Annotated in this window: 28 protein-coding genes; 15 read left to right on the top strand and 13 right to left on the bottom strand. The window is 66.1% G+C overall.

The features are described 5' to 3' along the window. Positions 1 to 39 precede the first annotated feature (39 nt). From cowN to CP958_RS03835, 3 genes are all read left to right on the top strand, one after another. Positions 40 to 330, top strand: coding sequence for a N(2)-fixation sustaining protein CowN (gene cowN / locus CP958_RS03825; protein WP_242442730.1), 291 nt, complete (start codon positions 40 to 42; stop codon positions 328 to 330). A gap of 16 nt (positions 331 to 346) precedes the next feature. Further along, positions 347 to 814, top strand: a complete 468-nt coding sequence (ruvX, locus tag CP958_RS03830; RefSeq protein ID WP_096700760.1) for a Holliday junction resolvase RuvX — start codon at positions 347 to 349, stop codon at positions 812 to 814. Positions 815 to 883: 69 nt separating this feature from the next. Next, positions 884 to 1,318, top strand: a complete 435-nt coding sequence (locus CP958_RS03835; protein WP_096700676.1) for a hypothetical protein — start codon at positions 884 to 886, stop codon at positions 1,316 to 1,318. Positions 1,319 to 1,365: 47 nt separating this feature from the next. On the opposite strand, the gene aroC is transcribed toward CP958_RS03835, so the two are convergent. From aroC to CP958_RS03860, 5 genes are all read right to left on the bottom strand, one after another. Beyond that, positions 1,366 to 2,454, bottom strand: coding sequence for a chorismate synthase (gene aroC, locus CP958_RS03840; RefSeq protein ID WP_096700677.1), 1,089 nt, complete (start codon positions 2,452 to 2,454; stop codon positions 1,366 to 1,368). Positions 2,455 to 2,458: 4 nt separating this feature from the next. Beyond that, a complete protein-coding gene (fabI, locus tag CP958_RS03845) occupies positions 2,459 to 3,277 on the bottom strand; it encodes an enoyl-ACP reductase FabI (RefSeq protein WP_096700678.1) in 819 nt (272 codons plus the stop codon). Between the two features lie 88 nt (positions 3,278 to 3,365). Continuing rightward, on the bottom strand, positions 3,366 to 3,803 hold the full coding sequence (locus CP958_RS03850) for a CBS domain-containing protein (RefSeq protein WP_096700679.1): 438 nt from the start codon (positions 3,801 to 3,803) through the stop codon (positions 3,366 to 3,368). A 121-nt stretch (positions 3,804 to 3,924) separates the two neighbouring features. Continuing rightward, a complete protein-coding gene (locus tag CP958_RS03855) occupies positions 3,925 to 4,134 on the bottom strand; it encodes a cold-shock protein (protein ID WP_008621996.1) in 210 nt (69 codons plus the stop codon). A gap of 187 nt (positions 4,135 to 4,321) precedes the next feature. Then, complete coding sequence (locus CP958_RS03860) at positions 4,322 to 4,789, bottom strand: hypothetical protein (RefSeq protein ID WP_096700680.1); 468 nt, start codon at positions 4,787 to 4,789, stop codon at positions 4,322 to 4,324. 193 nt (positions 4,790 to 4,982) lie between these two features. On the opposite strand from CP958_RS03860, the gene CP958_RS03865 reads away from it, so the two are divergent. From CP958_RS03865 to CP958_RS03885, 5 genes are all read left to right on the top strand, one after another. Continuing rightward, the gene (locus CP958_RS03865; RefSeq protein ID WP_096700681.1) at positions 4,983 to 5,318 is read left to right on the top strand and encodes a rhodanese-like domain-containing protein; all 336 of its coding nucleotides are present in this window, start codon (positions 4,983 to 4,985) and stop codon (positions 5,316 to 5,318) included. 166 nt (positions 5,319 to 5,484) lie between these two features. After that, a complete protein-coding gene (locus tag CP958_RS03870; RefSeq protein WP_141400409.1) occupies positions 5,485 to 5,940 on the top strand; it encodes a hypothetical protein in 456 nt (151 codons plus the stop codon). 6 nt (positions 5,941 to 5,946) lie between these two features. Further along, positions 5,947 to 6,462, top strand: a complete 516-nt coding sequence (locus CP958_RS03875; protein WP_096700683.1) for an RNA polymerase sigma factor — start codon at positions 5,947 to 5,949, stop codon at positions 6,460 to 6,462. Positions 6,463 to 6,531: 69 nt separating this feature from the next. Then, entirely contained in the window at positions 6,532 to 8,274 is a 1,743-nt protein-coding gene (gene sppA / locus CP958_RS03880) for a signal peptide peptidase SppA (protein ID WP_242442731.1), read from the top strand. Then, positions 8,271 to 9,008, top strand: coding sequence for an SDR family oxidoreductase (locus CP958_RS03885; RefSeq protein ID WP_096700685.1), 738 nt, complete (start codon positions 8,271 to 8,273; stop codon positions 9,006 to 9,008). Before sppA ends, CP958_RS03885 begins: the two co-directional genes overlap by 4 nt. Positions 9,009 to 9,138: 130 nt before the next feature. Here CP958_RS03885 and CP958_RS03890 read toward each other — a convergent pair whose 3' ends face one another. From CP958_RS03890 to CP958_RS03915, 6 genes are all read right to left on the bottom strand, one after another. Then, positions 9,139 to 9,468 carry a PilZ domain-containing protein gene (locus tag CP958_RS03890; RefSeq protein ID WP_242442732.1) on the bottom strand — a complete coding sequence of 110 codons (330 nt, stop codon included), beginning with the start codon at positions 9,466 to 9,468 and terminating at the stop codon, positions 9,139 to 9,141. Between the two features lie 91 nt (positions 9,469 to 9,559). Then, a complete protein-coding gene (locus CP958_RS03895) occupies positions 9,560 to 10,786 on the bottom strand; it encodes a hypothetical protein (protein ID WP_096700686.1) in 1,227 nt (408 codons plus the stop codon). 79 nt (positions 10,787 to 10,865) lie between these two features. Then, positions 10,866 to 12,005, bottom strand: coding sequence for a hypothetical protein (locus CP958_RS03900; RefSeq protein ID WP_242442733.1), 1,140 nt, complete (start codon positions 12,003 to 12,005; stop codon positions 10,866 to 10,868). Positions 12,006 to 12,246: 241 nt separating this feature from the next. Further along, positions 12,247 to 13,050 carry a type I methionyl aminopeptidase gene (gene map, locus CP958_RS03905; RefSeq protein ID WP_096700688.1) on the bottom strand — a complete coding sequence of 268 codons (804 nt, stop codon included), beginning with the start codon at positions 13,048 to 13,050 and terminating at the stop codon, positions 12,247 to 12,249. Between the two features lie 7 nt (positions 13,051 to 13,057). Then, positions 13,058 to 13,768 (bottom strand): DNA/RNA nuclease SfsA, encoded by a 711-nt coding sequence (sfsA, locus tag CP958_RS03910; protein WP_096700689.1) that lies wholly within the window; start codon positions 13,766 to 13,768, stop codon positions 13,058 to 13,060. Next, positions 13,768 to 14,664, bottom strand: a complete 897-nt coding sequence (locus CP958_RS03915) for a methyltransferase domain-containing protein (RefSeq protein ID WP_096700690.1) — start codon at positions 14,662 to 14,664, stop codon at positions 13,768 to 13,770. Before CP958_RS03915 ends, sfsA begins: the two co-directional genes overlap by 1 nt. Before the next feature lie 46 nt (positions 14,665 to 14,710). On the opposite strand from CP958_RS03915, the gene CP958_RS03920 reads away from it, so the two are divergent. Genes CP958_RS03920 through CP958_RS03930 form a run of 3 tightly spaced genes read left to right on the top strand, consistent with a single transcriptional unit; the run spans position 14,711 to position 16,568 of the window. Next, positions 14,711 to 15,439, top strand: coding sequence for a ComF family protein (locus CP958_RS03920; RefSeq protein ID WP_096700691.1), 729 nt, complete (start codon positions 14,711 to 14,713; stop codon positions 15,437 to 15,439). A 41-nt stretch (positions 15,440 to 15,480) separates the two neighbouring features. Then, entirely contained in the window at positions 15,481 to 15,744 is a 264-nt protein-coding gene (gene grxC, locus CP958_RS03925) for a glutaredoxin 3 (RefSeq protein ID WP_096700692.1), read from the top strand. After that, positions 15,741 to 16,568 (top strand): carbon-nitrogen hydrolase family protein, encoded by an 828-nt coding sequence (locus CP958_RS03930; protein WP_096700693.1) that lies wholly within the window; start codon positions 15,741 to 15,743, stop codon positions 16,566 to 16,568. Before grxC ends, CP958_RS03930 begins: the two co-directional genes overlap by 4 nt. Positions 16,569 to 16,693: 125 nt before the next feature. Here the strand turns inward: CP958_RS03930 and CP958_RS03935 are convergent, their stop codons facing one another. Continuing rightward, positions 16,694 to 17,224 carry a class I SAM-dependent methyltransferase gene (locus CP958_RS03935; protein WP_096700694.1) on the bottom strand — a complete coding sequence of 177 codons (531 nt, stop codon included), beginning with the start codon at positions 17,222 to 17,224 and terminating at the stop codon, positions 16,694 to 16,696. An 80-nt stretch (positions 17,225 to 17,304) separates the two neighbouring features. On the opposite strand from CP958_RS03935, the gene CP958_RS03940 reads away from it, so the two are divergent. Further along, entirely contained in the window at positions 17,305 to 17,718 is a 414-nt protein-coding gene (locus tag CP958_RS03940; protein ID WP_096700695.1) for a DUF1178 family protein, read from the top strand. A gap of 64 nt (positions 17,719 to 17,782) precedes the next feature. Next, positions 17,783 to 18,556 (top strand): YoaK family protein, encoded by a 774-nt coding sequence (locus tag CP958_RS03945; RefSeq protein WP_096700696.1) that lies wholly within the window; start codon positions 17,783 to 17,785, stop codon positions 18,554 to 18,556. A 27-nt stretch (positions 18,557 to 18,583) separates the two neighbouring features. On the opposite strand, the gene ubiG is transcribed toward CP958_RS03945, so the two are convergent. After that, the gene (ubiG, locus tag CP958_RS03950) at positions 18,584 to 19,318 is read right to left on the bottom strand and encodes a bifunctional 2-polyprenyl-6-hydroxyphenol methylase/3-demethylubiquinol 3-O-methyltransferase UbiG (protein WP_096700697.1); all 735 of its coding nucleotides are present in this window, start codon (positions 19,316 to 19,318) and stop codon (positions 18,584 to 18,586) included. Positions 19,319 to 19,491: 173 nt separating this feature from the next. Here ubiG and CP958_RS03955 point away from each other — a divergent pair, with 173 nt between their 5' ends. Next, complete coding sequence (locus tag CP958_RS03955) at positions 19,492 to 20,712, top strand: aspartate kinase (RefSeq protein ID WP_096700698.1); 1,221 nt, start codon at positions 19,492 to 19,494, stop codon at positions 20,710 to 20,712. A 24-nt stretch (positions 20,713 to 20,736) separates the two neighbouring features. Next, positions 20,737 to 21,771, top strand: a complete 1,035-nt coding sequence (locus CP958_RS03960; RefSeq protein ID WP_096700699.1) for a nitronate monooxygenase — start codon at positions 20,737 to 20,739, stop codon at positions 21,769 to 21,771. The last annotated feature ends 1 nt before the right edge of the window (position 21,772 follow it).

A 21,772-nucleotide genomic window follows, 5' to 3' on the forward strand; every position in this document is an offset into this window, starting at 1 on the left:
CTCGTCAGCCATTCGCCGCATCAAGGAGACGCCATGTCCATGACCACCGTTACCGACCGCTACACCAGCTTTTCCGGCATCGACTGCGACGGCAACGCCAAGGTGGTGATCGACCGGGTGATTGCGCTCGCCGCCATGCCGGAGCACGCCAATGGCTTCTGGGACCGCTTCCTGCTGCGTCTCGCCGAGGCGGGCAAGGTGGGGGCGCGCAAGGCGGATGAACTGTGCCTGGCCTGTTCGCACACCTATTACATCGAGGAATTGTTCGAAGCGGCGGGTGACGAGGTCGGGCTGGAAGCGCTGCGGCGGCTGGAAGACGAATGCTGTTGATTGTATGGTGCGGGCCATGCCCATTCTCTCCCCCGCCGAACTCCTCGCTTCCCTGACCCGTGACCAGCGGCTGCTGGGCCTTGACCTGGGGTCCAAGACCATCGGGCTGGCGCTCAGCGACGTCAGCCGTACCATCGCCACCCCCTTCGACACCATCCGCCGCACCAAGTTCACCAAGGATGCGGAACTGCTGCTGGCCGTGGTCGACAGGCACGAGGTCGGCGGGCTGGTGCTCGGCCTGCCGGTCGAAATGGACGGATTCGAGGGGCCGCGCTGCCAGTCGGTGCGCTCGTTCGCCGCCAATCTGGCCCGCCTCCGGGACATGCCCATCGCCTATTGGGATGAGCGGCTGTCCACCTCGGCGGTGACCCGCACCCTGCTGGAGGCGGATTCGTCCAGGAAACGCCGGGCCGAGGTGGTGGACAAGATGGCCGCCGCCTACATCCTGCAGGGGCTTTTGGACAATCGATCCGGCTTCGCTTGACGAATGTCAGTTCCCAACGGCGTGGGCATGGTTAGGATGCGCTCCGTTCAACGGGGAGGAACGCCCACCATGATCCGTCGTCTTGCCTTTGTCCTGTCGCTGATTTCGCTGCCGGCCCTGGCCGCCGAAGTGACCTGTCCCGACCTGTCCGCCGCCCAGCAGGTGGGCGCCTGCGCCAGCGAACAGGAACTGAAGTGGGGCTTCACCGGCTATTGCGGCGACGACCAGCGCCTCTACGGCAAGGCGGAGGATACCTGCCTGTCGGAGGAGCACTACAGGAAGGTCAAGGACGTGTCGCTGTGGGAGGTTGGCGAGTTCCAGGGCTATCTGCACTGCTCCAAGCCGGCCGAGACCATCAGGTCCTCGAAATTCAAGAGCATCGGCGCCATCCGGATCGGCAGCATGACCCGGGTTGTCTGCTCCTACGACAACGGCCTGGATCTCACCTACCGCACCAAGGCGCCCTGCAGCGTCGAGGGCGGCAAGGCGGTGTGCAAGGACTGATTCTTTCGTCGTCCCGACCGAAAGGCCGGGCGGCGGGAGGGGGCGGCTCAGGAGAGCCGGGGTTGCGCCAGTGATCGCAGCAGATGATCGGCCAGGGTGCAGGCCATCATGGCCTCGGCCACCGGTACGGCGCGGATGGCCACACAGGGGTCGTGGCGCCCCTTGGTGGAGACTTCCACCTCGTTGCCCTTGGCGTCGACGCTCTTTTTGGGCGTCAGGATGGAGGAGGTGGGTTTGACCGCCAGACGCACCACCACGTCCTGGCCGGTGGAGATGCCGCCCAGGATGCCGCCGGCATGGTTGGACAGGAAACGCACCTGACCGTCATTGCCCATGCGCATTTCGTCGGCGTTCTCCTCGCCGGACAGCGCGGCGGCGGCGAAGCCGTCGCCGATCTCGACGCCCTTGACGGCGTTGATGCTCATCATGGCCTTGGCCAGATCGGCGTCCAGCTTGTCGTAGACCGGGGCGCCCAGGCCCACCGGCACGCCGGAGGCCACCACCTCGACCACTCCGCCGATGGACGAGCCGGCCTTGCGGACGGAGTCCAGATAGTCTTCCCACGCCTTGGCGGCGGCGGCATCGGGGCACCAGAACGGGTTGTTGCCCAGTTCGGCCCACTCCCAGGCGGCGCGGTCGATGGCGTGCGGCCCCATCTGCACCATGGCGCCCCGGATGGAAAGACCCGGCGCCAGGACGTCGAGCACCTTGCGGGCGATAGCCCCGGCGGCGACGCGCATGGCGGTTTCCCGCGCGCTGGAACGTCCGCCGCCGCGATAGTCGCGGATGCCGTATTTCTGCTGGTAGACCCAATCGGCGTGGCCGGGACGGAAGGTGTCCTTGATCTCGCCGTAATCCTTGGAGCGCTGGTCGGTGTTCTCGATCAGCAGGCCGATGGAGGTGCCGGTGGTCAGCCCCTCGAAGACGCCGGACAGGATCTTCACCGCGTCGGGCTCGCGCCGCTGGGTGGTGAAGCGGTTCTGGCCCGGCTTGCGCTGGTCGAGGTAATGCTGGATATCGGCTTCGGCCAGCGGGATGCGCGAAGGCACCCCGTCGACCACGCACCCGATCGCCGGCCCATGGCTTTCGCCGAAGGTGGTGAAGCGGAAAAGATGCCCGAATCCGTTTCCGCTCACGGTGTCAGTCCTTGGCGACGGTGATGTCGGGGGCGTCCACCGCCTTCATCCCGACCACGTGATAGCCGCAATCCACGTGATGGGTCTCGCCCGAAACGCCCGACGACAGGCCGGACAGTAGATAGAGGCCGGCGCCGCCGACATCGTCCAGGGTGACGTTGCGCTTCAGCGGGCTGTTGTACTCGTTCCACTTGAGGATATAGCGGAAATCGCCGATACCCGACGCCGCCAGGGTCTTCATGGGGCCGGCCGACAGTGAGTTGACGCGGATGCCCTGGCCGCCCAGGTCGACGGAGAGGTAGCGGACGGATGCTTCCAGCGCCGCCTTGCAGACGCCCATGACGTTGTAGTGGGGCATCACCCGCTCGGCGCCGTAATAGGTCAGCGTCAGCAGCGAGCCGCCATCGGGCATCATGGCCGAGGCCCGGCGTGCCACCGAGGTGAACGAGAACACCGAGATGTGCATGGAGGTGAGGAAGTTCTGCAAGCTGGTGTCGGCATAGCGGCCGCGCAGTTCGTTCTTGTCGGAATAGCCGATGGCGTGGACCACGAAATCCAGCTTGCCCCAGCGCTTCTCCAACTCGGCAAAGACGGCGTCGATGGAGGCCTCGTCCGACACGTCGCAGGGCAACACGATGCTCGACCCGACACTGTCCGCCAGGGGACGCACCCGCTTCTCCAGCGCCTCGCCCTGATAGGTGAAGGCCAGTTCGGCACCCTGGGCGTGGACAGCCTTTGCAATGCCCCAGGCGATGGAGCGATCGTTGGCGACGCCCATGACAAGGCCCTTCTTGCCGGCCATCAGGGGAGCGGGAGAGGTCATGCGGTCCTCGTTTCGTGGTGAACGGATTGGTGGCGCCAGATTGGGCCACGGCCCACCTACATACACGAAAGAGGCAATGGGGCAAAGGCTATCCCAGGATTTCGCCCAGTTCCTTTTTCTTCACCACTTCGCGTTCGAAGTTACTGAGTTCAGAGCCCAGCGCATCGCGGATGGAGACCATGCCCACCGGAATGCCGTGATCCACCACCGGGATGTGACGGAAGCCGTTGTCGTGCATGATGTGCAGGGCCTGGCCCAGTTTGCGGTCGGCGGTGATGGTATAGGGATCGGCGGTCATCACCATGGCCAGGGTGGTGGTGTCGGGGTTCACCCCCTCGGCCACCACGTCGAACAGGCAGTCGCGCTCGGTGAAGATACCCTGAAGCTTGCCATGGTGGTCGGTGACCATCACCGCGCCGACACCCTTGTCCCGCATCTGGCGGGTCGCCTCGCGCACGGTGGCGCCGGCGGGCATGGCGAGAACGGTCTGGTTGCGGATGACGTCCCTGATCAGTCGAACGGGCATGTGAGCCTCCCAGCTCCCCCAGAATGGATTTACTATGAACCTGGACGAAGGCTTGGGCAATCGGCACGAAAAAGGGCGCGGCCCAAAGGCCGCGCCCCTTCTCGTCACAGTCTCAAAAGGCTTAGAGGGCCTTGAGATTGACCGCAGAGCTCTTGCCCTTGCGCGGATCGCGCTCGGTCTCGAAGGAGAGCTTCTGGCCTTCCTTCAGGTTGCCGATGCCGGCGCGCTCGACGGCGGAGATGTGGACGAAGATGTCGGCCGAGCCGTCCTCGGGCTGGATGAAGCCATAACCCTTGGTAGCATTGAACCACTTAACGGTGCCGTTCGGCATAGGAACCTCCAAATAACTAGTAGTACCCCGCATGCTCTCATGCGGGGGGTCCAATCGTTCGACCGGCGATGACACCTGAAGCGGCGCCGGATTCCCTGTCGGGAATCTGCGGCAGGTAGAAAGACGTGCCCTAGCATGGACTGACCGGGGGCGGAATACAAGATGAAAGCTGACCGGGCGTAAATTATTAACGCCGGTCGATGGCCTGATAGCTCTTGCCGACCCGCTGCAGTGCCTGGGTGGGGGTCAGGATGGTGGCCCAGCCGTCGATACGTTCCGAGGTGACGAACACGCTGTCGGAATCGGCATAGCTCCAGCCGATGGGGGTCCAGCCCTTGGACGTCCAGCCGGCGACCAGCAGCGGCATGCCCTTGGCCGAGGCCCAGGCCGGCGAATCGATCAGGATGAACAGTTCGGCCTGGCCGTCCTCGTTGAGGTCGATGCGCCCGGCCCGCACCTGATCGCGGAAGAACCCATGGGTTCCGCCGGCATTGTAATAGGCCTTCCATTGGGTGCGCAGCAGCAGGTCGATGTCCGGGGTCTCGCCCTCGGGCAGCGGCTGCAACGCCACCTGCGCCACCAGTCGGCCGAAATCCTGGGCCGTGGCGGAGAGAGGCGAAAACAGCAGGACGAGGAGGGCGAGAAGGATGCGCATGGTCGTTTTTGTCCAGAACCGAGGGACATTAGGGGGCGGTGACGGCTACGTCAATGCTGCGACGCAAATACAGTTATTTAAGTGTGCATTAAAATTTAAAAATCATATTCGCTGGTATTTTTGTGTTGAATATCTTCGAGGGCTGCGGTATCACGGTGTCCAACATGGGAATTAAGCGCACGAGGACCCCGCCATGAGCCTTTCTGAAATCGGTCTGATCGAATTGGAGCCCGCCCAGGTCAAGGCTTTGCTGGATGCCGGCGAGGCGGTGCTGGTCGACGTGCGCGAAGACGACGAGTTCGCCGAGGAACATATCGAGGGCTCGGTGCTGTCGCCCATGAGCGATTTCGAACTGGAGACCTGGCCGAGCTTTCCCGGCCGCAAGGTCATCATTTCCTGCCTGGGCGGCGTGCGCTCCGCCGCCGTGGCCCGCAAGCTGATCTCCGCGGGCCAGGGCTGGGCCATCCATCTGAAGGGTGGTCTCAACGCCTGGCGCGACGCCGGGCTGCCCACCGTGACGGGCGCCTGAGGTTTTTACTTCCTCTCTATATTTCCCCACCTTCGGGCGGCTGCTGGACGTAGCCGCCCTTTTTCTTTTTTCGGTCGAAGGCAAAAATATTTAAGGTGGCGTGCAATAATTCGGCCCATCTCGCCCGTCTCCCTATCAGACATCGCGTTTGATGAAGGAGAGGATCATGAGATTTTTTCGCAATTGCTGCTCCGGCGAAGGACATGGACGTCCAGAGGGTAAGACTGCGCGAGCCCTGTGGTTCGGCGGCCATGCCCTGTTGGGGGTCGTAGTGGTGGTGGTGGTTGCCACTGTGGTCGGCGGGGTGGTGATGATCGCCTGGAATGTCTTGATGCCGGCGGTGTTCCATCTGCCGCCGCTGGAATTCTGGCAGGCCGTGGCATTGCTGGTCCTGGCCCGCGTGCTGACCGGCCGTCTGCATCATCGCGGACCCCGGCGGCACAGAGGGGGCGATGAAAAGTGCGTCGTATCGCGGGGCATCGGCCGGATCTGCGGTGAGTCCCAGGGCTTGCCCCCCAATCCCGATACCTTCGCCACGTGGTGGTGGGAGGAGGGGCAAGCCGCGTTCAAGGCCTTCCAGGCACGCAAGGACGGCTTGTCCTCCCCGGCCGGCCAGGGCTGATCGGCAATGACCGGGCCGCACCCTTCCTCGGGCGACCGGCTGGCGGCGACCCTCGATCGGGATCGGGGGAAGCTGCTGGGCTTCGTGCGCGGGCGGATGGGTGGGGGGCTGCAGGACCAGGATCCCGAGGACATTCTGTCCGATGTGGTCCTGGGCTTGCTGGAGCGGGCGGACCTGCTGGCCGAGGTGGAGAACCTCACCGCCTACCTGCTGACCGCCATGGTCAACCGGGTCCGCGATCTGTTCCGCCGCCGCCGGGACTTGCCCATGCCCGAGGTGATGCTGGCCGAGCCCAGCCAGCCCGCCGGGGTGGAGGAGCGTCTGGAACTGACCCGGGCCCTGTCGCTGCTGTCCACGGCGGAACGGGCGGTGTGGCTGGCTGTGGAGATGGAGGGTTTCGCCTTTGTCGAGTTGGCGGAAGCATGGGGCGAGCCCCTGGGCACCCTGCTTTCGCGCAAGAGCCGAGCGAACCGGCGCCTGCGCAAGGCCCTTGAGGAGACGGCTTCCGGGGCGGTGGGATGAAGGGCGATTGCTGGACGTAGCCGCCCTTTTTCTTTTTAATCCAGGGACAGTGACAAAGAGAGAATCAACATGCGCCGTATCGGTCGAATCCTGGTCACCTTCCTGGCCGTCTCGGGCCTCGTCTTCCTGGGGCTGATCGGCCTGGGGGCGTGGCTGGCGGTCCACATGGCGGGGGGCGACGGCAAGGACATTCCCGATCGGGCGGTGCTCAGCCTCGATCTCGACGCCCAGTTCCGCGATACCCCCGAAAGCAATCCCCTGGCCCAGCTGTCGGGCGAGCGCTCCTACAGCCTGCGCCGGGCGGTGGAGGCCATCGACCGCGCCGCCGCCGACAAGCGGGTGAGCGGCCTGTTCGCCACCCTGGGCCACTCCAGCCTGGGGCTGGCCGGGCGCCAGGACCTGCGCGACGCGGTGACCCGCTTCCGGGCCGGCGGCAAGCCGGCGGTGCTGTTCGCCGAGACCATGGGCGAGGGCGGCTCGGGCACCCTGGATTACTATCTGGCCTCGGCCTTTTCCCAGGTGTGGCTGCAACCCTCCGGCGACGTGGGACTGACCGGCCTGTGGGTGGAAAGCCCGTTCATCAAGGGCACTCTCGACCTGCTGGGGATCAAGGCGCAGTTCTCGGGCCGGCACGAGTACAAATCGGCCATCGATATGTTCACCGAGACCGGCTTCACCCCGGCCCACCGGGAAAATCTCGGCCGGCTGCTGGATTCCTGGTCGGAGCAGATCGTGGCGGGTATCGTCGCCGGGCGCGGTCTGCCCGAGGACAAGGTGCGCGAGCTGATGGGCAAGGGGCCGTTCCTGGCCGGTGAGGCCCTGGCCGCCAAGCTGGTGGACAAGGTCGGCTATCGCGATCAGGCCTGGGAGACGCTGGTCGGCATCGGCGCCGACAAGGCCGAGGAGATCGACCTGGCCGACTATGCCGAGCATATGGATCGCCCGCGCGGCACCAAGGTGGCGCTGATCTCGGGTATCGGCGCCATTCATCGCGGCGAATCCCATCACGGATTGGAGGGCGACGGCGATTTCGGCTCGCAGACGGTGGCCGAGGCCTTCCGCGACGCCGTCGACGACGACAAGGTCAAGGCCATTCTGTTCCGCGTCAACAGCCCCGGCGGCTCCTACATCGCGTCGGACACCGTGCATCACGAGGTGGCGCGGGCTCGGGCGGCGGGTAAGCCGGTGGTGGTGTCCATGGGCGATTATGCCGCGTCGGGCGGCTATTTCGTCTCCATGGGCGCCGATCGCATCATCGCCGCGCCGGGGACCATCACCGGCTCCATCGGCGTGTTCACCGGCAAGGTGGTGCTGGACGAATTCTGGAAGAAGCTGGGCATCAGCTGGGATGAGATGCATCGCGGCGACAATGCCGGCATGTGGAGCGCCAACCAGTCGTTCTCTCCCCAGGCCAAGGCCCGTATCGATGCCCTGCTCGACCATATTTACGCCGACTTCACCGGCAAGGCGTCCGAGGCACGCGGCATGGATGCCGCCCGCATGGACAAGCTGGCGCGCGGTCGTGTCTGGACCGGGGCCGACGCCAAGCAATCCGGGCTGGTGGACGGGCTGGGCGGCTGGACCGAGGCCATGGCCCAGTTGCGGCAGGTGGCCGGGTTGAAGGCCGACGAGCCGCTGACCCTGGTGGAGTTCCCGCGTCCGCGCAAGCCCTGGGAAGTGCTGATCGAAAGCCTGGGCGGTGAATCGGTGGCCGAGCGGCGCATCCTGGCCCGGCTGGAGCCGCTGCTCGACGTCCTGGCTCCGACGGCGGGGGCTCAACTGCGCGCTCCGGATCTGAGGGGGCCGCAATGACCGAAACCAAAACCGTCGTCGTCACCGGCGCGTCGCGGGGTATCGGGCACGCCATCGCCCGGCGCTTCCTGGCCGAGGGCTGGCGGGTCATCACCTGCGCGCGGGCCGATGTGCCCAAGGAGTGCATGATCGACCGCAACTGGGCCTGCCATATCGTCGCCGATCTGGCCGATCCCGCCTCGGCCCAGGACTTCGTCACCAAGGCCAATGCCTGGCTGGGCTCGGAGCCGCTGCACGCCCTGGTCAACAATGCCGGCGTCAGCCCCAAGACCCCCTACAAGGAGCGGTTGGGGGTGCTGAATGGTCCCATCGACGGCTGGAAGGATGTCTTCGAACTGAACTTCTTCGCGCCGCTGCGGCTGGCGCGGGGATTTGCCAGCGCGCTCCATCGGGGCAAGGGGGCCATCGTCAACATCACCTCCATCGCCGGGCATTACGTCCATCCCTTCGCGGGATCGGCCTATTCCACCTCGAAGGCGGCCCTGTCGGGGCTGACCCGCGAGATGGCCGCCGAGATGGCGCAGTTGGGGGTAAGGGTCAATGCCGTGGCGCCGGGAGAAATCCGGACCGAGATGATCTCGGCCGAGTACGAGGCGCTGGTGCCGCGCATCCCCCTGGAGCGCATGGGCACCACCGAGGACGTGGCCGGCACCGTGTTCCGGCTGTGCGGCCCCGATTTCGCCTATGTGACCGGCACCGAGGTGTTCGTCACCGGCGGCCAGCACCTGTACTGATTAGAGTTTTTCGCATTTAAGCTGAATCGGAAAATCGAAAAACTCTTAAGCCCGAGCGGCGCTTGAGCCCTGAAAAAGCTTTTTCGTATAGACAAAAGGCTGGAGTGCTTCAGCGTAAAGCTGATGCACTCTAGCGGAAATAGGCCGGCTGGGCGCCGGTGACCTCGCCCAGATGGGTGATGATGTAGCGCATCAGCTTGGCGGTGGGGGCGAACTCGCCGCGCACGATGCCGCCTTCGGTCGCCTTGATGGTCACCAGGGCCTCGACGCTGTCGTCGAGGGAGCGGAGCGCCGCCACGGTCAGCCGGATGCTGTCGCCGGGCCGATGGCCGCTCCCCTGGAAGCTGACGCCGGAGACCGAGATGTCCACCACCGGAAAGACCTTGCCGTTGATCAGGACGGCCAGGCCGTCGCCCATCTTGCGGACGTGTTGCCGCCGTTCCTTGAACTGCGTCATCATGGGCCTCCCTCATTTGTTCGCTATGTCGACCGTATAGTCGAAAGGCGTAAACGGCATTTGCGGAGCATGTGAACGGGAGTTGGACGGCCGCTTATTGTGCGGCGCGGGGCGCGTTGGCGAAAGCCTTGCGGACGAAGGCGCTGACCTCGGACAAGGCGGTATCCTGGTTGATGCCGGCGGCCTTGGCCCGCTCGACGAACTTGGCGACGTATTCCAGGTTGCCGGGAATACCGAACGAGCGCTTGAACATTTCCTCGCCCAGCAGATCGTAGGTGACCAGCGCCATCACCGCCAACTGGTCCATGCGCAGCCCCAACTCGCCCACCAGCATCTTGGCCGACAGGCCGCCCACATCGGCCAGCAGGCCGGTGATGCGCACCGTCTGGTCGGCATTGGGTAACTCGGCCCGCACGGTGGGGTCGAGCAGGACCATGGTGAAGGCCGCCGAGCGCAGGCGTTTGCCGTCGGGGGTGAGGATTTCGGCGATACGGGCGCGGCGGTCGCCGCTGCCGGCCGGGGCGGCGGTGCCGCCGGCCTTGACCTCGTGCACCGGGGCCGCCACGTCGCCGCCCGACACGGCGGCGATGGGCTTGGGCTTTTCGGCGGCCTTGGCCCTGTCGGCACGGGCGGCTGGCGGCAGCAGGAAGTTGGGGATTTCGCTGGGCAGGGTGGACGGCACCGGCAACTCGGCCGGATTGTCCTTCAGCCGGCGGATATCCTCGGGCACCTTGTAGTCGAGAATCCGCTTGCCCAGGCGTTTCACCAGGGCCGGCGACAAAGTTGAATATTCAGGTACGAGCGCCACCTGCCAATCGTGGAGCAGGTGCTCCTGCATGGCGTCATAGAGCACTTCGCCCCGGCTGCGCTTGGCGGCAGGTTCCGCCGCCGACCCGGACAGCAGACGCATCAGCTTGCCCAGCAGGCCCTTGGGCGGCGGCGGGCGGCGGTCGCCCGCCTTGAGCGGGCGGGAGTCGCCGTCCAGGCGCTTGCGGAAGTGCCGCTTGGCGCAGGTGCGCACCACCATGGAGATGACATCGTCCAGGGACCGGCCGCAGGCCAGCAGCGCATCGGCCTGTTCCACCGCCACGTCGTGCTCGTCGACCAGCAACTGGTGGAAGCGTTCGGTATTGGCGCGAAACGCCTTGAAGCAGCGGTCCAGCAGGTCCGGGTCGTCCAGAACGCATTGCAGCACGCCGCGGCGCGGCAGCTTCTTCAACTCGGGAACCAGCTGCGCCATGACTTCCGCCACCGGCCCCTCGAGGGTCAGGTTGATTTGGCGGACGATCCGGGCTTGGGCCTCGGACGGCAGGCGTGGCATGGTGACTTCCGATCGAATCTGTACCTCCCCGAAAGGTAAGCCGAACGGTCAGATTTCCCAAGTGACTATATGTCAGAGCCTAGTCGCGCCGGGAGCGATGGCCGAAGCGGGCGAAGACGCCGCGCATGAAGATGGCGCATTCGATCACCTCGGTGGTCGGCCCGATGCCGCGCAGCCGCGCCCGCTCGACGATGCGCGATACCAGTTCCGGGTCGGCGCGGGGACCGAACAGCCGGCCGAACACCGTGCTGCCGATACAGTCCTGGGCCACCATCAGCATGACCGCCAGCTGGTCCTTGCGCAGTCCCAGCCCTTCGACCAGGGCGGCGGCCGGCTGACCGCCGACACCGCGCAACAGGTCGCCGATGCGGACGATCTGGTCGGCGTTGGGCAGCACGGCGCGCACTTCGGGATCGAGAAGAGTCTGCGTGAAGGCCTCGGCGCGCAGGCGCTGGTGATCGGGAGTCAGCACGTCGTCCAGGTCGGCGGTGCGGGCATGGACCACCGGCCCCACCGGGGTTATGGGAGCCTTCGCCACCGGGGCAAAGGGCGAGACGAAGGGGGCCGCGAAGGTGGACGGCATGGTGGCCGCCCCCTGGCCTTCCTCGTCGGCCATGGGCTGGACGGGAGCGTCGGGGTCGGCGATCAGGCGGGCCAGGGTGTCCGGCTCGCGGCAATCGAGAATCTTGGCGCCCACCCGGCGGACCAATGCGGGGTCCATTTCGGAATAGGTGGGAACCAGCGGCACCTGCCATTCGTGCAGCAGGTAGGCCTTGATGGCGTCGTAAAGTTCGTCGGCGGGGCTGCGGGCGGCACCTTGGGGGCGGACCTCCTCGGCCTCCATCTCCATTTCGGCGCGGACCGATGACGGTGACAACCGGCGGCGGAAATAGCGCTTGGCGGCGGTGCGCACCACCATGGCGATGACCTCGGCCAGGGTGCGGCCACAGGAAAGGGGGACGTTGTCCTCGCTCACCGGCCGGCGGCGTTCATCCACCAGGACATAGCGGAAGCGGGGGCGCTCCTTGCGGAATATCTGGAAGCAGCGGGTCAGAAGGTCCAGGTCGTCGAGGGTCCGGTCATAGGCCTGCTCACGCGGCAAGGCCTTCAGCTCCGGCAGGAACTGCCCCAGGATATCGACAACCGGCCCTTGCAGGGTCCCGTTGATTCTGAAGACCGCTGTCGCGGTATCCGTCATGGCGTCAACCTTAACTCCCATCGCGCCTCTATCCCCGAAGGAGGACGTTAGCATGCGATGATTTGCCCATCATCAAATTTGATGCGGACCTGATCGCATCACCGCCACAATACCCCCATTCGGCATAGGCTAATGTGAAGCGCCTCACATAACGACGGAGAAAAAGCATAAGGTCCCCACCCGAGACGACGCACCGCAACCCCGCGCAATTACGTCGATACGCGGTTTGGTTGAATTTGCCGAATTGGGACGCTCCCCTAGGCTACTGGTATGGGGGGCAGTGAAGGCCGGCGGGCGACAGGGTGAAAATCTCGCAACCTGTGGCTGTGACGCCGATGGAGTGCTCGAACTGGGCCGACAGGGACTTGTCCTTGGTGACCGCCGTCCAACCGTCGGCCAGGATCTTGGTCTCGTGCCGGCCGGCATTGATCATCGGTTCGATGGTGAAGAACATTCCCTCGGCCAGCACGGCTCCCTCGCCGGGATTGCCGTAATGCATGACGTTGGGCGGCTCGTGGAAGATGCGGCCCAGGCCGTGGCCGCAGAAATCGCGCACCACCGAGAACCGGTGCTTCTCGGCGAAGCTTTGGATGGCGTAGCCGATATCGCCCAGTGTGGCGCCGGGCTTGACCACCTCGATGCCGCGCATCAGCGATTCGTAGGTGACCTCGACCAGCTTGCGCGCCTTCACCCCCACCTTGCCCACGTAGTACATGCGCGAGGAATCGCCGTGCCAGCCCTCGACGATGGGCGTCACGTCGATATTGACGATGTCGCCGTCCTCCAGGCGCTTCTCGCCGGGAATGCCGTGGCAGACCACGTGATTGACCGAGGTGCAGATGGACTTGGGGAAGCCCCGGTAGTTCATGGGCGCGTTGACGGCGCCGCGCGAGATGACGAACTCGGCGCACAGGCGGTCCAGCTCGGCGGTGGTCACCCCCGGAACGACATGGGGCGCGATGAAGTCCAGCGCCTCGGCGGCCATGCGGCCGGCCTTGCGCATGCCTTCGAAATCGGCGGGAGTGTGACGGCGGATGCGGGAGTATTCCCTGTCTTCGTGTACCATCGATCCTTCAGGTCCGTTCGCTCAAATCCATTGCCAGCGGTTCGGCCAGCTCGATGCCGTCCCGGGACAGGCGGCAGGTATAACAGATAGCCTCGACGCCGTCCCGTGTCGCCTGGGCCAGGGCCGCGGCATAGGTGGGGTCGATGTCGGAGGCGGGGCGAAAGCCGGTGCAATCGGCCCGTTGGACCAGATAGACCATCACCGCCCGCTCGCCCGCGCCGACCCGGCCGGTCAGTTCGGCCAGATGCTTGGTGCCCCGCGTGGTGACCGCGTCGGGGAATTCGGCCCAGTCGCCCCGCTTCAGGTGGACGTTCTTGACCTCTACCCAGCATTTAGGACGTTCGGGGCTTTCCAGCAACAGGTCGATGCGGGAATTGACGCCGTACTTCACCTCGCGGCGGATGGATTCATAGCCGGCCAGTTCGGGAATCCGCCCGGCGGCCACGCTTTCCGCGACGATGCCGTTGGGATGGGCGGTGTTGACGCCGACCAGATGGCCGTCCACCGTCACCAGCTCCCAGTTCCACTTCAGCTTGCGCTCGGGGTTGGAGGCCGGCGACAGCCACACCTCCATGCCCGGCTCGGCGGTACCCAGCATGGCGCCGGAATTGGCCACGTGGGCGGTGACCTCGGTGCCGTCGTCGAAGCGCACATCGGCCAGGAAGCGCTTGTAGCGCTTGATCAGGGTGGCGCGGATCAGAGGCGAGGCGAAGCGCATCAGTGGGTCTCGGGGCTCATGCGCCCGCCGGGACCGGCAAGGTCGGCCAGGCCGGGCACGGCGCAGCCCTGGGGAGCCGGAGCCGGCTGGCAGGGATGGGGCGTCCAGCCGGTCATGGTCAACACCTGGAAGGTGGCGGGCAGGCGGCCGTCGGGCCCGGCGAAGCGCTCCTGGTAAAGGGCCACGGCGCGCAGCAGGGTGGCGCGCCGGGTCAGCCCCTTGCGCTGCCCCGCCACGGCATTGGTCTCGCCCATGCCGCGCAGATCGGCCATCAGCCGCAGGGGATCGCCATAGCTGACCGGCACCGTATCCGCATCGGCCACCGGCAGGGCGAAGCCGGCGCGCTGCAGCAGCGCGCCCAGATCCTTGACGTCGGCGAAGGGGGCGACGCGGGGGCTGACGCCCCCTTCCTCGGCCAGTTCGGCGTCCTGCAGGCATTGGCGCAGCTCGGCCAGGGTGCCGGCCCCCAGCAGGGCGGCGATGAACAGGCCGTCGGGCTTCAGGACCCGGCGGACCTGCAGCAGGGTACCGGGCAGGTCGTTGACCCAGTGGAGCGACAGGCACGACACCACCAGATCGAAGCTCGCGGGCGCGAAGGGCAGCCATTCCTCGTCGGCGGCCAGGGTCGGGTGACCATTGGCCGCCGCCCGGACGGCCATGGCCGGCGACAGGTCGCACTGCACCAGGGTCTCGATGCCGCCGCGCCCCTGCAGGGTCTCGGCCAGTTCGCCGGTGTGGCAGCCCAGGTCCAGCGCCATGGGAAAACGCCGCTTGACGTCGTCCAGGCGGTCGGCGAGGCGTTCGGCCACCTCGCGCACCAGGAAGTCGTGGGCGACGAAATTGCCGGCGGCGCGGTCGCGGTGCTTGCGCACCAGGCTGCGGTCGAAGATTCTCATGTCAGGCTGTATGGCATGTCCGTGCCGTTGCTGGGAAGGGGAGAAGATGCCGGTCAGACTTGCCCGTCTGGTGATTGACGCGCTGCTGCCGCCGCTTTGCCTGTCCTGCCAGACCGAGGTGGCCGAGCCGGGCAGCCTGTGTCCCAAGTGCTGGTCGGCCATGGTCTTTCTGGGCGATCCCGCCTGTTCCTGCTGTGGTCTGCCCTTCGAACTGGACCCGGGCGAGGGCGCGGTATGCGGCGCCTGCGCCCGCCGGACGCCGAGGTTTTCCCGCGCGCGGGCAGTATTGCGCTATGACGATGCCTCCAAGGCGCTGATCCTGCGCTTCAAGCACGCCGACCGGCTGGAAGGGGTGGGGGCCTTCGCCCGCTGGATGGCGCGGGCCGGCGGGACGATGCTGACGGAGGCCGACCTGCTGGTGCCGGTGCCGCTGCACCGCTGGCGTCTGCTGTCCCGGCGCTATAATCAGGCGGCTCTGCTGGCGGTGGCCATCGGGCGCCTCTCCGGCGTGGCGGTCGAGCCCGGCATGCTGATCCGCGCCCGGCGCACGCCACCCCAGGGACATCTCGGCCACGACGCCCGCGCCCGCAACGTGGCCGGGGCCTTCAAGGTGGCGGAAGGGCGCCGTTCCCGCCTCGACGGGCGCCGGGTGGTGCTGGTGGACGACGTGATGACCAGCGGCGCCACCGTGGACGAATGCGCACGCGCACTGCTCAAGGCCGGAGCCGTCGCGGTGGATGTTCTCACCCTGGGGCGGGTGGTACGGGAAAGTTAGCTGCGCTATATAGGAGCGGTAACCAAACCTGGAGCCCAGTCATGGCCGAGATCGAGATCTACACCACCGACGTCTGCCCCTATTGCGTCAAGGCCAAGAAGCTGTTCGACAAGAAGGGCGTGACCTATTCCGAGATCAACGTCTCGACCGATGACGGCCTGCGCCAGTACATGATGAACCGGGCCGGCGGGCGCCGCTCGGTGCCGCAGATCTTCATCGGCGGGGTGCATGTGGGCGGCTGCGACGATCTCTATGCGCTGGACAAGGACGGCAAGCTCGATCCCATGCTGGCGGGCGCCCCGTGAGGGCGTTCAAGGCGGCCTGCCTGCAGGTCAACGCCTGCAATGACCTGATGGCCAATTGCGAGGCCGCCGCCGCTCTGGCTGTCGAGGCCCGCGCCGCCGGCGCCGAACTGATCCTGATGCCCGAGAACGTGGCGATGATGGAGTGGGGACGCTCCAACATCGTGCTGAAGGCCCAGCCGGAAGAGGACCATCAGGCCCTCAGGTTCTTCCGCGATCTGGCGCGCGAGATCGGCGCCTGGCTGCATATCGGCAGCCTGCACATTCTGCTGGACGGCGGCATGGTCGCCAACCGCACCTATGTGCTCCGCCCCGACGGCGAGATCGCGGCGCGCTATTCCAAGATCCATATGTTCGACGTGGATCTGGGCCTGGGCGAGGTCTACAAGGAATCCGCCACCTTCGCCCCCGGCGACGAGGCGGTCTGCGTCGATCTGCCCTGGGGGCGGCTGGGGCTGTCCATCTGCTACGACCTGCGTTTCCCCCATCTCTACCGGGCGCTGGCCCATTCCGGCTCGTCCTTCCTGGCGGTGCCGGCGGCCTTCACGCGGACCACCGGCAAGGCCCACTGGCATGTGCTGCTGCGCGCCCGCGCCATCGAGACCGGCTGCTACGTCTTCGCTCCCGCCCAGTGCGGCGAGCATGTCAACGACCGCCAGACCTATGGTCATGCGCTGATCGTCAGCCCGTGGGGCGAGGTGCTGGCCGACGCGCTCGAGTGGCCCGGCTGGGTGATGGCCGATATCGATCCCGAGAAGGTCAAGGACGCCCGGCGCAAGATTCCCTGCCTCGACCACGACCGGCCGTTCGGTGTGCCGAAGCGGTAAGCCATTTTTCCGTCGAGTATTTTCACCACGAAGGCGCGAAGGCACGAAGGAGGAAGAAGGAGTTTTCACCTTCCCTTCGTGTTCCTTCCCTACCTTCGAGCCTTCGTGGCTGATCGGCGGCCGTTTCAGGTCAGCGCAGCCGGCCCCGGCCCATTAACCGCGCATATTCGCTGTACCACCTTGGCGCCGCCCTCGATGCCGTCCTCGTAGGCGATGACGGTGAGGCCCTCGGCCAGTTCCAGCAGTTCGCCCCGCTTCAGCAGGTGGTCGGGATTGGCCGGGCGGCCGAACGCCTCGTTGCCGGCGGCGAAGGTCTCGTAGAGCAGGGCGCCGCCGGGCTTCAGGGCGGCCCGGATGGACGGGAACAGCGGCCGCCACAGGTAATTGGTCACCACCACCGCGTCGAAGGAGCGGCCGGCCAGCGGCCAGGGCGAGCCGTCCTCCAGATCGGCGGCGATCAGCTCCGCCCCCTCGGCGAGGCGGGCCTGGGCCACGTCGCGGTCCATGGCGGTCACCGGATGGCCGCGCTCCAGAAACAGCCGGGAATGCCGCCCGCCGCCGCAGGCGAGGTCGAGCACCGTGCCTCCCGCCGGCACCAGGGCGGCGAAGCGGGCGATCCAGGGGGAGGGGGCAACGCGGAACGGGTCGGTACCCATGGGCTTATCCGTGCGGTGGAGGCTGTAATAACTCTGAGATATCTGTTAGGAAGGTTTCCAGGTAACGGATATCAGCGACCATGATCCTGTTCGAATTGCGCTGCTCTGGCGAGCATCATTTTGAGGCTTGGTTCAAGGACGGCGCCACCTACGACAGGCAGGCGGCGGCCGGCGGGATTTCCTGCCCGGTGTGCGGCGATGCCCGGATCGAGAAGGCTCCCATGGCGCCGCGTCTGGCCAAGGCGCGCGGCGCGGCCCTGGATGCCCAGGCGGCGGCGGGGGAATTGCGCAAGATGCTGGTGGGACTCAAGCACAAGGTCCAGGCCAACTGCGACTATGTGGGGGAGAAGTTCCCCGACGAGGCCCGCAAGATTCATTACGGTGACGCCGAGGCCCGGCCCATCTATGGCGAGGCCACCCCCGAGCAGGCGCGGGAGCTTGAGGACGAGGGCGTTGCCGTCGCCCGCGTTCCCTGGGTGCCCGAGGGGAATTAGACTTCCAATCGCCGTGGCGGAAGGCCTATGCTGCGCCGCAGCAAGGGCTCATTTCTGGTGCGGTATGCCTATCTTCTACCTGCGCAGGCTTTCGGGCGATCGGCGCACATCCTCCGCCAACAAGCATCTCGGCTATTCCCTGGCCTTCATCGCGGGCGCCATCAACGCCGGCGGTTTCCTGGCCGTCGAGCGCTATACCTCGCACATGACCGGCATCGTCTCGTCCCTGGCCGACAATCTGGTCACCAACGAACTGGGCGCCGTGCTGGTCGGCCTGGGCTCGCTGGCGGCCTTCATCGCCGGTTCGGCCTATTCGGCGATCCTGATCAACTGGGGGCGTCACCACCGCATGCACAGCAAATACGCCTATCCCCTGCTGTGGGAGGCGATCCTGCTGCTGTGCTTCGGGTTGATGGGCGGTTCCCTCGAACTGCATCAGAGCGCCTTCATCCCGGTCACCGTGATGCTGCTGTGCTTCATCATGGGATTGCAGAACGCCATCATCTCCAAGATTTCCAACTCGGAAATCCGCACCACCCACATGACCGGCATCGTCACCGATATCGGCATCGAGCTGGGCAAGGCCTTCTATATCAATTCCCAGTCGGAATCCGAGCATTACCAGCCGGTGCGGGCCAACAAGGCCCGGCTTGCCGTGCTGTCATGCCTGCTGCTGTCGTTCCTGGCGGGCGGGGTGGCGGGCGCCATCGGCTTCAAGGTCGTGGGCTACGCCTCGACCATTCCCTTGGCGGTGTTCCTGGTCTTCCTGGCCATCGTGCCCCTGGTCGACGATGCCCGCACCCGGTTCCGGGTGTTCACCCGTCACCGGCTGCATTGATATCCGTCCCTGGGGCATGGGGCGAAGCTACCCCTTTACCCCGAACAGCATGTAGTTGATGTCGAGATTGTCGGTTTCGCGCCAGGAATCCGACAGGGGGTTGTAGGCCATGCCGGCCATCTGGCGCACGGTGACGCCCCGGTCGCGCAGCATGGCGGCGAATTCCGAGGGGCGGACGAATTTCTGCCAGTCGTGGGTGCCCTTGGGCAGCCAGCCCAGCACGTATTCGGCGCCGACCACCGCCAGGGCCCAGGCCTTGGCGGTACGGTTCAGGGTGGCGCCCATGAATACGCCGCCGGGCTTCAGGCGGGCGGTGGCGTGGCCGAGGAAGGCGGCGACGTCGGGGACGTGCTCGACCACCTCCATGGACAGCACCACGTCGAAACTTTGGGCGGGGTCCAGTTGCTCGGGGGTCGACATCCGGTAGTCCACCGGCACGCCCGATTGTTCGGCGTGCAGGCGGGCGACGGCCACGTTCTTATCGCCCGCGTCGATTCCGGTGACGGCGAAGCCCATGCGGGCCAGGGGCTCGGACAACAGGCCGCCGCCGCAGCCGACATCCAGCAGGGAAAGGCCCTCGAACGGGCGCATCAGGCTTTCGTCACGGCCGAAATGAGCGGCGAAATGGCGACGCATGAAGGCCAGACGTACGGGATTGAAGCGGTGCAGCGGCTTGAACTTGCCGGTCGGGTCCCACCAGGCCTCGGCCATGGCGGTGAACCGGGCGATTTCGTCGGGCGATGCCGTGCCCAGTTGATCCATGTATTTCCACTCCGCCGTCAACATTTCGTCAGGGGGCCGCGCTTGCGTCCCGCTGGGCGACAGAGTATGAATACGCGCCCTTCCGGCGGCAACCGCGCAAATGAGAGTTTTTGGCGGCCGACGGCGAGGGAGGATATGGATCAGCCCGGGGCTGGGACAACAAGGGTTTTCTCATGGCTCGCATCGTAATGAAATTCGGCGGCACCTCGGTCGCCGACATCGAGCGCATCAAGAATGTCGCCAACCGCGTCAAGCGGGAATTCGACGCCGGCAACGAGGTTGCGGTGGTGGTCTCGGCCATGTCGGGCGCCACCAACCAGCTGGTCGCCTGGTGCAACCAGATCGCGCCGCTGCACGACGCCCGCGAATACGACGCGGTGGTCGCCACCGGCGAGCAGGTGACCATCGGCCTGCTGGCCATCGCGCTGCAGGAACTGGGTGTCGAGGCCCGTTCGTGGTGCGGCTGGCAACTGCCGATTCACACCGACGGCGTGCACGGCAAGGCGCGTATCATGTCCATCGAGACGGACGAGATGATCGCCCGCATGGGCAAGGGCGAGGTGGCGGTGGTCGCCGGCTTCCAGGGCCTGGGTCCGGACAAGCGGATTTCGACGCTCGGCCGCGGCGGCTCGGACACCTCGGCGGTGGCGCTGGCGGCGGCCTTGCATGCCGATCGCTGCGACATCTACACCGACGTGGACGGCGTCTACACCACCGACCCGCGCATCGTCTCCGTGGCCAGGAAGCTCGACAAGATCACCTATGAGGAGATGCTCGAGCTGGCCTCTGTCGGCGCCAAGGTGCTGCAGACCCGCTCGGTCGAAATGGCCATGAAGCACCGCGTGCGCGTTCAGGTGCTTTCCAGCTTCGAAGACAAGCCCGGTACTCTCGTTTGCGATGAGGATGAGATCGTGGAAAAGGAATTGGTGAGCGGCATCGCCTACAGCCGCGACGAGGCGAAGATCACCCTGGTGCGCGTGGCCGACCGGCCGGGCGTTGCGGCCTCCATCTTCGGCCCGCTGGCCGATGCGGCGGTCAACGTGGACATGATCGTGCAGAACGTGTCCGAGGACGGCAAGTCCACCGACCTGACCTTCACCGTCGGCAACGCCGATCTGGAGCGGGCCAAGAAGGTGCTGGAGGAGGCCAAGGCCTCCCTGGGCTTCGAGAAGCTGCTGGCCGACCCCAACGTGGTCAAGGTCTCGGTGATCGGCGTCGGCATGCGCTCGCACGCCGGCATCGCCCAGAAGATGTTCCAGACCCTGGCGTCCGAGGGTATCAATATTCAGGTGATCTCCACCTCGGAGATCAAGATCAGCGTGCTGATCGAGGAAAAGTACACCGAACTGGCCCTGCGCGCGCTTCATACCGCCTACGGTCTGGACGCCGCGTAAGCGGGGCTATTGCCAGAGGGCCTGATGGATAAGGCGAGGCAGCGGCTCGAACACCTGTGGCGGCGCGGACGGGAATTTCTCGGCACCGAATACGCCATCATGGGTGGGGCGATGTCGTGGATTTCCGAACGCCGGCTGGTCGCCGCCATCTCCAATGGCGGCGGTTTCGGCGTGCTCGCCTGCGGCTCCATGCCGCCCGGCCTGCTGCGCGAGGAAATCCGCGCCACCCAGGAACTGACCGTCAAGCCGTTCGGCGTCAACCTGATCACGCTGCATCCCGATCTGGACGCCCTGATCGACGTCTGCGGCGAGATGCAGGTGGGCCATATCGTGCTGGCCGGTGGCCTGCCGTCCGCCGCCGCCATCAAGCGGGCCAAGGATACCGGCGCCAGGGTGATCTGCTTCGCCCCCGCCGTGGTGCTGGCCAAGAAGCTGCTGCGGGCCGGCGTTGACGCCTTGGTGATCGAAGGCGCCGAGGCCGGCGGCCATGTGGGGCCCGTCGCCACCAGCGTGCTGGCCCAGGAAATCCTCCCGGTGGTCGAGCAGGTGCCGGTCTTCGTGGCCGGCGGCATCGGTCGCGGCGAGGCCATCGTCTCCTACCTGGAGATGGGGGCGTCGGGCTGCCAGCTGGGCACCCGCTTCGTCTGCGCCGACGAATGCATCGCGCATCCCAATTTCAAGAAGGCCTTCATCCGCGCCGCCGCCCGCGACGCCCTTCCCTCGGTGCAGGTCGATCCCCAATTCCCGGTGATCCCGGTGCGCGCGCTCGGCAACAACGCCACGCGGCGCTTCATTCTGTTCCAGATGGAGGTGATCTCCCGCTTCAAGTCCGGTGAGATCGAGCAGAAGGATGCCCAACTCGAGATCGAGCATTTCTGGGCAGGCGCCCTGAAGCGCGCCGTCATTGACGGCGATGTGGAGAACGGCTCGCTGATGGCCGGCCAGAGCGTCGGCATGGTGACACGCGAGCAGCCCACCGCCGACATCCTGCGGGAGTTGCTCGATCAGGCCCTGGCCGCCTTGGCCGACCGCCACGGCCCCATTCCGGTGCAGGTTTAAT

The sequence above is a fragment of the Magnetospirillum sp. 15-1 genome, assembly GCF_900184795.1.
Classification (GTDB): domain Bacteria; phylum Pseudomonadota; class Alphaproteobacteria; order Rhodospirillales; family Magnetospirillaceae; genus Phaeospirillum.